The 12,421-nt window shown below is 70.0% G+C and carries 14 protein-coding genes and 1 tRNA gene; 6 read left to right on the forward strand and 9 right to left on the reverse strand.

What is annotated here, in order from left to right; genetic code table 11:
- The first annotated feature begins 64 nt into the window (after positions 1-64).
- Both Psi01_RS11335 and Psi01_RS11340 read left to right on the forward strand, forming a co-directional pair.
- A complete protein-coding gene (locus Psi01_RS11335) occupies positions 65-406 on the forward strand; it encodes a hypothetical protein (RefSeq protein WP_204063915.1) in 342 nt (113 codons plus the stop codon).
- 114 nt (positions 407-520) lie between these two features.
- Entirely contained in the window at positions 521-1,387 is an 867-nt protein-coding gene (locus Psi01_RS11340; RefSeq protein WP_204063916.1) for a pentapeptide repeat-containing protein, read from the forward strand.
- Here Psi01_RS11340 and Psi01_RS11345 read toward each other — a convergent pair.
- The 8 genes from Psi01_RS11345 to galU all read right to left on the reverse strand — a co-directional run bounded on the left by Psi01_RS11345 (position 1,353) and on the right by galU (position 6,555).
- Positions 1,353-1,745: a hypothetical protein gene (locus tag Psi01_RS11345; protein WP_204063917.1), complete on the reverse strand. Its 393-nt coding sequence runs from the start codon at positions 1,743-1,745 to the stop codon at positions 1,353-1,355. The two genes, Psi01_RS11340 and Psi01_RS11345, sit on opposite strands and share 35 nt — an antisense overlap.
- A gap of 119 nt (positions 1,746-1,864) precedes the next feature.
- Positions 1,865-1,938 (reverse strand) — tRNA-Ala (locus tag Psi01_RS11350).
- Between the two features lie 56 nt (positions 1,939-1,994).
- A complete protein-coding gene (gene sepX / locus Psi01_RS11355; protein WP_204063918.1) occupies positions 1,995-2,651 on the reverse strand; it encodes a divisome protein SepX/GlpR in 657 nt (218 codons plus the stop codon).
- A gap of 124 nt (positions 2,652-2,775) precedes the next feature.
- On the reverse strand, positions 2,776-3,429 hold the full coding sequence (locus Psi01_RS11360; protein WP_204064058.1) for a GNAT family N-acetyltransferase: 654 nt from the start codon (positions 3,427-3,429) through the stop codon (positions 2,776-2,778).
- Positions 3,430-3,466: 37 nt separating this feature from the next.
- Positions 3,467-3,940, reverse strand: coding sequence for a MogA/MoaB family molybdenum cofactor biosynthesis protein (locus Psi01_RS11365; protein ID WP_204063919.1), 474 nt, complete (start codon positions 3,938-3,940; stop codon positions 3,467-3,469).
- A gap of 46 nt (positions 3,941-3,986) precedes the next feature.
- Positions 3,987-4,457, reverse strand: coding sequence for a cyclic pyranopterin monophosphate synthase MoaC (gene moaC, locus Psi01_RS11370; protein WP_204063920.1), 471 nt, complete (start codon positions 4,455-4,457; stop codon positions 3,987-3,989).
- A complete protein-coding gene (gene glp, locus Psi01_RS11375; protein ID WP_204064059.1) occupies positions 4,454-5,641 on the reverse strand; it encodes a molybdotransferase-like divisome protein Glp in 1,188 nt (395 codons plus the stop codon). The genes moaC and glp overlap by 4 nt, the downstream gene beginning before the upstream one ends.
- 14 nt (positions 5,642-5,655) lie before the next feature.
- Positions 5,656-6,555, reverse strand: coding sequence for a UTP--glucose-1-phosphate uridylyltransferase GalU (galU, locus tag Psi01_RS11380; protein ID WP_204063921.1), 900 nt, complete (start codon positions 6,553-6,555; stop codon positions 5,656-5,658).
- Positions 6,556-6,580: 25 nt separating this feature from the next.
- Between galU and Psi01_RS11385 the strand changes: the two genes are divergently transcribed.
- From Psi01_RS11385 to Psi01_RS11395, 3 genes are all read left to right on the forward strand, one after another.
- Positions 6,581-7,168, forward strand: a complete 588-nt coding sequence (locus Psi01_RS11385; RefSeq protein ID WP_239127495.1) for a 5-formyltetrahydrofolate cyclo-ligase — start codon at positions 6,581-6,583, stop codon at positions 7,166-7,168.
- Between the two features lie 35 nt (positions 7,169-7,203).
- Complete coding sequence (locus tag Psi01_RS11390) at positions 7,204-8,712, forward strand: potassium/proton antiporter (RefSeq protein ID WP_204063923.1); 1,509 nt, start codon at positions 7,204-7,206, stop codon at positions 8,710-8,712.
- A gap of 145 nt (positions 8,713-8,857) precedes the next feature.
- Positions 8,858-9,154 carry an FmdB family zinc ribbon protein gene (locus Psi01_RS11395; protein ID WP_204063924.1) on the forward strand — a complete coding sequence of 99 codons (297 nt, stop codon included), beginning with the start codon at positions 8,858-8,860 and terminating at the stop codon, positions 9,152-9,154.
- A 9-nt stretch (positions 9,155-9,163) separates the two neighbouring features.
- Here the strand turns inward: Psi01_RS11395 and Psi01_RS11400 are convergent, their stop codons facing one another.
- A complete protein-coding gene (locus tag Psi01_RS11400) occupies positions 9,164-11,161 on the reverse strand; it encodes an MFS transporter (RefSeq protein ID WP_204063925.1) in 1,998 nt (665 codons plus the stop codon).
- Positions 11,162-11,290: 129 nt separating this feature from the next.
- Between Psi01_RS11400 and Psi01_RS11405 the strand changes: the two genes are divergently transcribed.
- Positions 11,291-12,100 carry an S-methyl-5'-thioadenosine phosphorylase gene (locus Psi01_RS11405; RefSeq protein ID WP_204063926.1) on the forward strand — a complete coding sequence of 270 codons (810 nt, stop codon included), beginning with the start codon at positions 11,291-11,293 and terminating at the stop codon, positions 12,098-12,100.
- Positions 12,101-12,421 lie beyond the last annotated feature (321 nt).

The raw sequence follows: 12,421 nt of genomic DNA on the forward strand, positions 1-12,421 counted from the left end.
TGGTGGGGATGAGGGGATTCAAACCCCTGGCCCCTTCGATGCGAAGCCCGGTGGAAGGAGTGCCGTGGCAGAGATCATCAAGGTACTGATCACGCACAGAATACAGCGGTACCCGGAGTGGATTGCAGACGTCGAAGACGATGAGCGGCGTATTCGACGCCTCAAGGCCACCGAGGAGACCTGGGCCGTCAGCAGACCCGACGCCATCGCGCTCAACGCCATCCACTGGGACGAGATTCTCATCAAGTGCGAGTTCTGGGACGGCGAGCCTCTCTCCGCCTCGGACTGGCATGAGAGCCGTTCGGGAAGCGTCCACCTGGCTTCCGGGAAGATCCGCGCGATCAGCTCCCGTTCGGGATACACCAGTGACCATGAGGAGTTTCGATCTCGGTCGTCGAGATCATGAGTGGCGGTTCAGAATCCACCGCAAGCTCCTCAGCCGCGAGAAGTTCCCGACCGGCATCATCAGCCTGGCCCCGCTCAAGATCCAATTCTGGTCACCGGGAGAGGAAACAACCACATGACCGCCTTCGAGCAGTTCACGCTCCAGCCGAGTCCGGAAGAGTGGCAGGCCGCACGGATCGCCCGCGGAGAACTCCGCGATCAGCGGTTCGATCTGCCTGCTGGAGCGTCCGAGGTGGCCTTCGATCGGGCACGGCTGATGGACGTGGACTTCTCCGAGATGCGATTCACCGACTTCAGCGTCCACAACAGCACGTTCGAAAACTGCGACTTCTCCGATACCGCCTTCGAACAGCTGTCGCTGGGACGCATCGGCATGCATGGGTCACGAGACCGCATCGGCTGGCCGCAGTCGGTCTTCCGCGACTGCATCTTCCGGCGCACCCGCTTCGCACCCCGCACCTTCTTCGGCAATGTCCGCTTCGAAAGATGCCTGTTCGACCGTTCGCGGCTACGCGGACAGACGGCCACGTCCGAAGCCGAGTTCGTCGACTGCGTTTTCCTCGGCCGTGTACGGGAGGTCAACTTCTGGGGCCGCCCGAATGACCACGACCAGGCCGCGCTGGGCCGGAATCGCAATGACTTCACCGGCAACGACTTCACCGGCGCGGAACTTGAGTACGTCGCCTTCCATCACATCGACCTGCAGACCCAGCACTTGCCCGGCTTGCCAGGATATGCACTCCTTGACCGGATCAACGAGCGAGTGAATGCGGTACTGCCCTTGATAGAGCGCTGGCCGGACCCGCGTCACCGGCAGGTGGCCCGCTTCAGCCTGGAGTTCCTCGCGGACACAGCCGTGGAGCAAAACGACGACCACGCGCTGGTGAGTCCGTTGAACATGGGCCGGAAGCTTCCGCCCGCGCTCCGCGAGGAGCTGTTCGAGGCGCTCAGACGCACACCCAGCGATACATCCCCTGCTTGAGCCGTACCGCCTCGCGGGCCAGGTCCCGCAGGGCGGTGAGGCGTTCGAGCTCGAACTCCTCGAGCAGTTCCTCCTCGGCGTATTCGTGCAACCGCGCGTCGTCCACGGCGGCGAGAGCGGCCACGGTCTCAGGTGCCGCTCGGTCCACGCTCACCGACTCACCATCGTCGGCGAGGACCTCGCTGTCACCGAACTCGCTGGAGTCGCGTCCGCTGAGTTCAGCTGCCAGCGCGTCGAGCCCGTCGACCCACCCCTTGCAGTCGACATACGGCAGATCCACGGCTCCCGGCCCTCTCAACAGACTCAGCAGGGCGGTCTGCTCGGAGTCCGCCGTGAAGTAGTCGACGAGAACACCCATGAAGGACCACTCTACTGAGCGGCCAAAGGACCGTCTCAAGCCTGTGAGGTCTGCTCGGCTGGCCACTCGGCAACGCAGAAGGCCGCTCCCGATCTCTCGGAAGCGGCCTCTGACCTGGGTGGAGATGAGGGGATTCGAACCCCTGGCCCCTTCGATGCGAACGAAGTGCGCTACCGGACTGCGCTACATCCCCAAGACGTGGACTAGGTTAGCAAACTTCTCGGGGCGTTCGCGCCACCGGCCCGCCGATCAGTCGCCCACCGCTCGGGCCGGGTTCTCGGCGTACTGGTCGAAGATCTCGTCGCGGACCGTGGTGAGGTCGATGATCTCGGCCACGGGGCGGCGGGCTTCGCGTTCGGCGGCGAGGCGGCGGGCGCGTCTGGCACGTTCCGCACGGGCCTGGGCGGCTCTGCGGCGTTCGGCGTCCATCCGGACCGACACCCGCAGGATGGACAGGTAGCCGACCAGGAGGACCGCCGAGGGCGCCACGCCCCACCAGGGGATCACCCGCACGGCCGCCGTCACGGTCGAGGCCAGGACCAGCAGCGTGCACCAGAACGTCAGCCGCCTGCGCTTGGCCACCTGGCGCGCACGGCGGCGCTGGGCGGCGCGGCGGCGCTCCATGCGCAGGGACGCGGCCGTGGGCATGGGGCCGGTCTCCGGCAGGGGTTCGTCCTCGGGAGCGCCCTCCGGTCTCGCGCCCTCCTGCAGTGCCGCCTCCGCGGCCGTGGGCATGGGGCCGGTCTCCGGGCCCGCCAGGGGGTCGTAGCCCTCCATGGGGCGGTCGTACGGCTCGGCGCTGTCGTGGGCGTCGACGAAAGTGGTACGGTCTCGGCGCAGCCACATGGGCACGAGCACGCAAAGCCACATCACGACGATGGCCAGATACAGGACGACGCTGCTCACGGCCACCTCCGGGCAGCACGAAGGCGCACGTGGTCGACCGGCGCCCTCGATGTGCTCACGTCACGCACCGTAAGACGGCGTGTCACTATTTGACGAGCATTCAATGCGGTGTGTCGCGAGATCTTCAAACCTCTTCGTGAGAGGCGCCACCGCTGGAAGCGGCCTCGCGAGAGCGCCGCCACCGCACGAGCAGCCCTCTGGGCGCGTCCTCGACCGTGAGGGCGTAACAGATGTGGTCGCGCCACGCGCCATCGATATGCAGATGTCGACGTCGGATGCCTTCTTCCCGGAAGCCGAGCTTCTCAACCACCCGGCGGCTGGCGTGGTTCTCCGGCCTGATGTTGGCCTCGACCCGGTGCAGGCCCGTGGTGAAGAAGCAGTGGTCGACGGCCATCGCCACGGCGGTCGGGGTGATCCCCCGGCCGGCCAGCGCGCCGTCCACCCAGTAACCGATCTGCGCGGACCTGGCCGAGCCCCAGACGATGGCGCCCACGGTGAGCTGACCGGCGAAGGCGCCCTCGTAGGTCACCACCCAGGGCAGCGCGAGCCCCTGCCTGGCCTCCCGGCGCAGGGAGGCCGCCATCGCGACGTAGGGGCCGAGGCCGGTGCGGAACAGGGGGGTCTCGGGATTGCTGGGCTCCCACGGACGCAGCCAGTTGGCGTTGCGCAGCCGCGTCTCCCGCCAGACGCGAACGTCCCGCAGACGTAGCGGCCGTAGTCCCACCGGGCCTTCCGTCAGGGTCACCGGCCAGCCACGAAGTCGATCCACGTTTCCCATCATCCCCCGAAGACGCACCCGTGTGCCACGGGGTGCGTCACCGTCGATGGTCTCCGCCGCGGATCTGGTCGACGGCATGTCCGAGAACGGGTGACAGCACGGCCATGCCGTCACGGACCCCGCCGGAGGAGCCGGGGAGGTTGACGATCAGAGTGCCGCCGGCCTGGCCGGCCAGGCCCCGGGACAGGATCGAGGTCGGCACCTCGTCGCGGTTGGCCTGGCGGATGGCCTCGGCGATGCCGGGGATCTCCCGGTCGATCACCCGGCGGGTCATCTCCGGGGTCAGGTCGGCGGGGGTGAGACCGGTGCCGCCGGTGGTGACGATCACGTCGTAGCCCTCGGCCACCCCCGCCCTGAGCGCCTGCTCGACGGGCTCCCCGTCGGGCACCACGCGCGGGCCGTCCACGTCGCATCCGGCCTCGGTGAGCAGCTCGGCCAGCAGCTTTCCCGACTTGTCCTCGTATATCCCGGCGGAGGCCCGATTGGACGCCGTGATCACCAGAGCTCGCATGCGACCGATCCTCCCAGTCCTTCCTGACCGGATGCCCGGGACACCCCTACGGCCGGGTCCAGACCCCGGTCTTGCCGCCGGTCTTCTCCTCGACCCGGACATCCGTGATCACGGCGGCCGGGTCCACCGCCTTCACCATGTCGATCAACGCGAGCGCCGCCACCGTGACCGAGGTCAGCGCCTCCATCTCGACACCGGTGCGGTCGGCGGTCTTCACCCTGGCGGTGATCTCGACCCCGTCGTCGGCCACGGAGAGCTCGACCTTCACCCCGTGCAGCGCGATCGGGTGGCAGAGCGGGATCAGGTCGGGCGTGCGCTTGGCGCCCATGATCCCGGCGATCCGCGCGGTGCCGATCGCGTCGCCCTTGGGGACCTCGCCCGACCGCAGCAGGGACACCGCCTCGGCGGACAGCAGCACCTTCCCGGTGGCGGTGGCCGTACGGACGGAGACGTCCTTGGCGGAGACGTCGACCATGCGCGCCGCGCCGGTCTCGTCGATGTGCGTGAACCCGCTCACAGGGGGATGACCTCCACGGTCGTGCCTTCGGGCAGTTCGGTGACGTTCTCGGGGACGATGATCAGGGCGTCGGCCCCGGCCAGGGCGGCGAGCTGGTGGGAACCCTGGCGCAGGACCGGGGCGACGGTCCCCTTCTCGCCGAGCACGCCGCGCAGGTAGGAGCGCTTGCCCTCCGGCGAGCGCACGGGCGCGGTGGTCACCGCCCGCACCGTCTCCGGAGGCCCCGCGGGCAGCCCCTGCATCCTGCGCAGCGCCGGGCGGACGAACAGCACGAAGGACACGAAGGACGACACGGGGTTGCCCGGCAGCGTGAAGATCGGCACCTGGTCCTCGCCCACGACGCCGAACCCCTGCGGCATGCCCGGCTGCATGGCGACGCGCTCGAAGCGGACCGTGCCGAGCCGGGCGAGGGCCTCCTTGACCGGCTCGTACGCGCCCATCGACACGCCGCCACTGGTGATCACCAGGTCGGCCCGCAGGAGCTGGGCGTCGAGCTGGTCGATGAACCGCGCGGCGTCGTCCTCGACGATCCCGGCCCGGTAGCCCTCGCCGCCCGCCTCCCGGACCGCGGCGATCAGGGTGTAGCTGTTGGACTCCCAGATCTGCCCCGGAGCCAGCGGCGTGCCCGGCTCGGCCAGCTCGGCTCCGGTGGAGATCACCACGACCCGGGGGCGGGGCCGTACCAGCACGCGACGCCGGCCGACGCCCGCCAGGATGCCGAGCTGGGCGGGGCCGATCCGGGTGCCCGCGGGCAGCACCACCTCGCCCGCGCCCACGTCCTCGCCCGCCGCGCGTACCGCGTTGCCCTTCGGGGCGGGGCGGTCGATCGCGACCCGCGCGGTGCCGCCGTCGGTCCACTCGACCGGGACCACCGTGTCGGCCCCCGCCGGCATCGGCGCACCGGTCATGATCCGTACGGCCATGCCGGGCCCGAGCGCGTGCATGCGCCCGTCGCCGGCCGGGATGTCGTCGATGACCGGCAGGGTCACCGGGGCGCCGGCGACGTCGTCGGCGCGTACGGCGTAGCCGTCCATGGCCGAGTTGTCGAACGGCGGCAGCGGGACCGGAGAGGTCACGTCCTCGGCCAGCGTCGTGCCGTGCGCCTGGTCCAGGTCCACCTCCAGCGGGGCGAGCGCCCGCACGGTGAGCAGGACGTCGGCGAGGTGGTCGTCGACCGACCGCATCGGGCTCACCTCGTTCATCGCGAGGCCAGGAATTCCTTCAGCCAGGGCAGGAACTCCGGCGCCAGGTCCGGGCGGTCCGCGGCGAACTGCACGACCGTGCGCAGGTAGTCGAGCTTGTTGCCGGTGTCGTAGCGGCGGCCCCGGAACAGCACGCCGTGGACCGGGCCGCCCCCGTCGACGTCGCGGCCGGCCAGGGTGCGCAGGGCGTCGGTGAGCTGGATCTCGCCGCCCCGGCCCGGAGGGGTGTTCTCCAGGACCTCGAAGACGGCCGGGTCGATCACGTAGCGGCCGATGATCGCCCAGTTGGACGGCGCCTCGTCCGCCGGGGGCTTCTCCACCAGGTCGGTCACCCGGACCACGTCGTCCTCGGCGGTGGGCTCGATGGCGGCGCAGCCGTACAGCGAGGCCTGCTCCCTGGGCACCTCCATCAGCGCGATGACGCTGCCGCCGTGGTTCGCGCGCACCTCGATCATCCGCTTGAGCAGCTCGTCGCGGGGGTCGATCAGGTCGTCGCCGAGCAGACAGGCGAACGGGCTGTCGCCCACGTGCTGCTTGGCGCACAGGACCGCGTGGCCGAGACCGCGCGGCTCGCCCTGCCGTACGTAGTGCAGCGTCGCCAGGTCGGCGGGCTCGCGTACCTGGGAGAGACGCTCGTCGTCGCCCTTGGCCTCCAGCACGTCCTCGAGCTCGATGGCCCGGTCGAAGTGGTCCTCGATGGATCGCTTGTTCTTGCCTGTCACCATGAGCACGTCGAGCAGTCCGGCGGAGACGGCCTCCTCGACGACATACTGGATCGCGGGCTTGTCGACGATCGGCAGCATCTCCTTGGGGGTCGCTTTGGTCGCCGGAAGGAAGCGGGTGCCCAGACCCGCCGCCGGAACGACGGCTTTCGTCACGGGATCGAAGTCGGCCATGACCGAAACCATAACGGAGGGACCTGTGGACAAGGTGAAGCTGCGCTCCGGGATCGCCGCCGCGCGTGCCGCGATATCCGAGGAGGACAGGCACGCGGCTTCCGTCCAGATCAGGGAGTCGCTGCTGGACCGGCCGTGGGTGCAGATGGCCGGGCTGGTCGCCTGCTACTGGTCGGCCGGGACCGAGCCCGCCACGCACGGGCTGGTGTTCGCGCTGTGGAAGCACGGCGCGACGGTGATCCTCCCGGTCCTGCGGCCGGACAACGATCTTGACTGGGCGGTGTACGACGGGCCCGACACGCTGGCCCCCGGCCGCTTCGGGATCATGGAGCCGGTGGACACCCGGCGCGGCGTCGACGCGATCAGGACCGCGGCCCTGGTGATCGTCCCGGCGCTCGCGGTGGGCCGGTCCACGGGGGTACGGCTCGGCCGCGGCGGCGGCTCCTATGACCGGGCCCTGGCGAGGGTAGGACCCAACGTGCCGACGGTCGCGCTCCTGCACGAGGGCGAACTGCTCGACGACGTCCCCGCCGAGCCCCATGACCGATCGGTCCGCTACGCTGCGTTACCCAGTGGCATCGTCCAGGTGGGGACGAGAGGTCCTGCCGAATAGGACACAATGGTTCCCAAAGTGAGAGAGGGGGCCAGATGGACTGGAACATCTGGCTGCTTCTCGGCGCGGGCATCGTCATCGCCGCCATCGTCGCTGTGCGTGTCGCCCACTGGAGCGGGCTCCCCAGCCTGTTGATCTTCCTCGGCTTCGGTCTGCTCATGGGCGAGTCCGGGTTCGGCTTCGAGTTCGAGAACGCCGAGCTCGCCCAGCAGCTGGGCATGATCGCACTGGCGATCATCCTGGCCGAGGGAGGCCTGACCACGACGTGGAGCCACGTCAAGGACTCCATCCCGATCGCTCTGGTGCTGGCCACCGCGGGCGTCGGGGTGAGCATCGCCGCCGTCGCCGTGCCGGTGCACTATCTGCTGGATGTGGAGTGGCGCACCGCGTTCCTGCTCGGCGCGATCCTGGCCTCCACCGACGCGGCGGCGGTGTTCTCCGTACTGCGCCGCCTGCCCCTGCCCCGGCGCCTGTCGGGCACGCTGGAGGCCGAGTCCGGCTTCAACGACGCCCCGGTCGTCATCGCCGTGATGCTGCTGAGCACCAGCGCCTCACCCAGCATCTTCAGCGCTCTCGGCCAGGTCGTCTTCGAGCTGGCGGTGGGCGCGGCCGTGGGGCTCGCCGTCGGCCCGCTGGGCGTGTACGCGCTGCGCAGGGTCGCGCTGCCGGCCTCCGGCCTGTACCCCATCGCGGTCATCGCGCTCGCCTTCGTCGCCTACGCCGGGGCCGTACAGCTGCACGGCAGCGGTTTCCTCGCGGTCTACCTCGCCGCGCTGGTCATGGGCAACGGCCAGATGCCGCACCGCGCCGCCAGCCGGGGCTTCGCCGAGGGCATCGCCTGGCTGGCCCAGATCGGCCTGTTCGTCATGCTCGGGCTGCTGGCCAGCCCCTCGGAGATGCCCTCGGCGATCGTCCCCGGCCTGGTGGCGGGCCTGATCCTCGTCGCGGTCGCCCGGCCGCTGTCCATCATGGTCTCCGCCCTCCTGCTGCGCCTGGGCAGGATCGACCGGCTGAGCTGGCGGGAGCAGACCTTCCTGTCGTGGGCCGGGCTGCGCGGCGCGGTGCCGATCGTGCTCGCCACCATCCCCTGGGCCGCCACCTCGATCGACGACGAGGTCGCCAGGTTCGTGTTCAACGAGGTCTTCGTCATCGTGGTCGTCTACACCCTGCTCCAGGGGCCCACGCTGCCGTGGGTGGCGAGGGTCCTCGGGGTCTCGGCCCTCGACGAGGCGCGCGACCTGGAGGTGGAGTCGGCGCCGCTGGAGGAGCTCAAGGCCGACCTGCTGCAGATCAAGGTGCCGCCGGGCTCCAAGCTCCACGGCGTGGAGATCTTCGAGCTCCGGCTGCCGTCCGACGCGCAGGTCACGCTCATCGTCCGGGACGGCAGGACGTTCGTGCCCTCGGACACCACCCGGATCAGGACCGACGACCAGCTCCTGGTGGTGGCCACCGCCGCCTGCCGGGAGCTCACCGAACGGCGGATGCGCGCGATCAGCCGCAGGGGCAAGCTCGCGGGGTGGTTCGGCGAACGGGGCACGGTCTGAGCAGTCCGCCGGAACTCGACGGCACCGTTTGAGCTGCCTGCCGGAATGCGACGGCTCCGACTCGCGTTTATCCTTGTCGACGCCTTACCATTAGCAGTCGCGCCAGCCGAGTGCCAATCGGCGCGGACCGAATGAGGAGGAGAGCGTGCCCACCTACCAGTACGCCTGCACCGCCTGTGACAACCAGTTCGAAATCGTTCAGAAGTTCACGGACGACGCGCTCACCGTGTGCCCGAGCTGCCAGGGCGAGCTGCGCAAGGTGTTCTCCGCGGTCGGCATCGTCTTCAAGGGTTCCGGCTTCTACCGGACCGACAGCCGGTCGAGCTCGTCCAGCACGGTGAGCTCCACCTCGTCCTCTTCGTCGACCTCTTCGTCGTCCTCGACGTCGACGGAGTCCAAGTCCGCCCCGGCCCCCGCCGCCGCGCCCGCCGCCTCCTCCTGAGCCCGCGGGTCAGCGGTCCGCGGGACGGTCGGCCGTCGCGCCGAGCAGTTCCCGGGGGAGCCGGTTAAGCAGCTCACGCAGGGCGGGATGCTCCTCGGGCCTCCAGTCCTCGACCAGCCGGGCCAGGCTGTCCCTGGCCTCGGCGACCAGGCGGTCGGCCGCCCGCTCGCCCTCCGGGGTGAGCTCCAGGGTGCTCCGGTCGTCCACGAGCCGGATCAGGCCGCTCTCCTCCAGGCGTCTGGCGTGCGGCAGGCCCTCCTCGATCGTCACGCCCGCGCGCTCGGCCAGCTCCGCCCCGCTCTGGCGCCCCCGTGTGCCCAGCCGCGTGAGCAGCCACACCGACCCGGCCGACAGATCGTGCAGGCCGGCCGTGGCGCCGAGCCGGCGATAGTAGTCGCGGCGCATCTCGACGTCGGCCAGCCGCCACAGTCCCATCTCCACCTCGTCGAGCGACGACCGCTCGGTGGGCACGGCGCCGTACCCCTCCCCTAGGTCGGGGGCCTTGGTGGTCTCGTGCAGCGGGACCTCGGGCAGCAGCCACGAGATCGCGAAGGCCACCAGCGCCACCGGCGCCCCGAACAGGAACACCCGGGCGATCGCGTCGGAGTAGGCGTCCAGGAACGCCGCGGCGGTCTCCGGCGACAGCCTCTGGATGGCCGTCGGGTCCGCCTGGACGGCGTCGGTGAAGCCCTGCGGGAGCCGTACGGCCTGCGACAGCCGCGTCAGGTCCTCGGCGAGCTGTGAGGTGAAGATCGATCCGGCGATGGCCACGCCGAACGATCCGCCGATGGAGCGGAAGAACGTCGCCCCCGAGGTGGCCACTCCCAGGTCCTGGAAGCCCACGGCGTTCTGCACCACGATCACCAGCACCTGCATGACCATGCCCAGCCCGACGCCCAGGACGAGCAGATAGGCGCTCAGTTCGAGGGTGGAGATGTCGGCGTGGATCCTCGAGAGCAGATAGAGCCCGAGCGCCGCCACCGCGCTGCCCGCGATCGGGAAGACCCGGTACTTGCCGGTCCTGGCGATGATGTTCCCGCTGATGATCGAGGTGGTGAGCATGCCGGCCATCATCGGCAGCAGGTGCAGACCCGAGAGCGTGGGTGAGACCCCCTGCACCACCTGCAGGAACAGCGGCATGTACGTGAGCGAGCCGAACATCGCCACACCCACGATGAACCCCATCAGCGACGCCACGTTGAAGACCCGCAGCTTGAACAGGCGCAGCGGGAGCACGGGCTCCTCGGCCCGCCTCTCCGCCAGCCACCACAGCACCAGCAGCACCGCCGCGCCGACCCCGAGCCCGATGATGACGGGGTCGCCCCAGGGGTAGGTCCCCCCGCCCCAGGTCGTCATCAGCACCAGGCAGGCCGCGGCGCCGCCGAGGAAGACGATGCCGAGATAGTCGATGGACTGCCTGCCGGGCCGGGAGGTGGCCGGCAGCACCGAGGCCACGACGATCAGCGCGAGCACGCCGATCGGCAGGTTGACGTAGAAGACCCAGTGCCAGGACAGATGGTCGACGAACAACCCGCCCAGCAGCGGCCCGGCGATGCTGGAGACGGCGAACACGGCGCCGAAGAGCCCCTGGTACCTCCCGCGCTCCCTGGCGGGCACCACGTCCGCGACGATCGCCTGGGCCAGCACCATGAGCCCGCCGCCGCCGAGTCCCTGCAGCGCGCGGAACCCGATGAGCTGGCCCATGTTCTGCGACAGCCCGCACAGCGCCGAGCCGACCAGGAAGATGACGATCGCGCTCTCGAACAGCCGCTTGCGACCGTACTGGTCACCGAGTTTGCCCCACAGGGGCGTCGAGACCGTCGAGGCGAGCATGTAGGCGGTGACCACCCAGGAGAGATGGCTCAACCCGCCGAGGTCGCCCACGATCGTCGGCAGGGCCGTGGAGACGATCGTCTGGTCCAGCGCCGCGAGGAGCATGGTGAGCATGAGGGAGGCGATGATCAACCCCAAGCTCCTGGTCTGCCGCTGCGGTTCCCGAGTGTGCATCCTGCCCCCTGATTGACGCACGGCGCTTCATACCCAAAGCGACTAAACAGTCACTTAACGAATACAGTTATCCACAGCTTTGGGGCCCGATCTCTTCCGGCCCTCTCCGCGGGCGCTAGTGTCTGCGCCATGGTCACTCGCGCGGACGTCGGAGTCATCGGCGGCTCAGGTTTCTACTCCCTGCTCGACGACGCCACGGAGGTGGAGGTCTCGACGCCGTACGGCCCGCCCAGCGACGTCGTCACCGTCGGCCGGATCGGCTCCCGCTCGGTGGCCTTCATCCCCCGCCACGGTCGCGACCACCGCTTCCCGCCCCACCGCATCCCCTACCGCGCCAACCTGTGGGCCCTGCGCTCCCTCGGCGTCCGCCAGGTCCTCGCCCCCAGCGCCGTCGGCTCACTCCGCCCCGAGATCGGCCCCGGCACCCTGGTCGTCCCCGACCAGATCGTCGACCGCACCTCCGGCCGCGTGCAGACCTACTACGACGCCGGCGGCGTCGTCCACGTCGCCTTCGCCGACCCCTACTGTCCCACCGGCCGCCAGACGGCCGTCGAGATGAGCCGCTCCGCCGGCTGGGACGTGGCCGACGGCGGCACCCTGGTGGTCATCGAGGGCCCCCGCTTCTCCACCCGCGCCGAGTCCCGCTGGTTCACGGCCAACGGCTGGACCATCGTCGGCATGACCGGCTTCCCCGAGTCCGTCCTGGCCCGTGAGCTGGCCATGTGCTACACGTCGCTGTCCCTGGTCACCGACCACGACGCGGGAGTCGAGGCCGGCGAGGGGGTCACCCACGAGGAGGTCCTGGCCTTCTTCGCCGCCAACGTCACCCGGATGCGCTCACTGGTCACCGACCTCATCACCGCTCTCCCCCAGGACCGCACCTGCCAGTGCCCCCGAGCCCTCGACGGCCTGAAGCTCCCCTTCGAACTGCCCCAGTAACCGCCTCCGGAGGCCGCCGCCGGCTTTCCGCCCCCTCCCTCCGCCACCGTTCATCCGGCCTTCCGTTCATCATCTGATCTGCCACCGTGCACTTCCCGTCTCCCTCAACCGCTCGTCACCTGCTCACCTCGTCGCACCCGTACGGGACCCCCACCCACCAAGTCGGCCCCTGGTCCCCGAGAAGCCCGTTCCTCGTCCACCCACTGTTCGGCGCACTCACCACCGGGCTCCCCGCGCCCACCCGCCATCTGCTCACTCCGTACGGGAGCCCCCGCTCCCCGAACCGGCCTGCGGTCCCGGGCAGGTCCGCCCTCTGCCGCC

Source organism: Paraplanobispora siamensis, assembly GCF_016863175.1.
Taxonomy (GTDB): domain Bacteria; phylum Actinomycetota; class Actinomycetes; order Streptosporangiales; family Streptosporangiaceae; genus Planobispora; species Planobispora siamensis.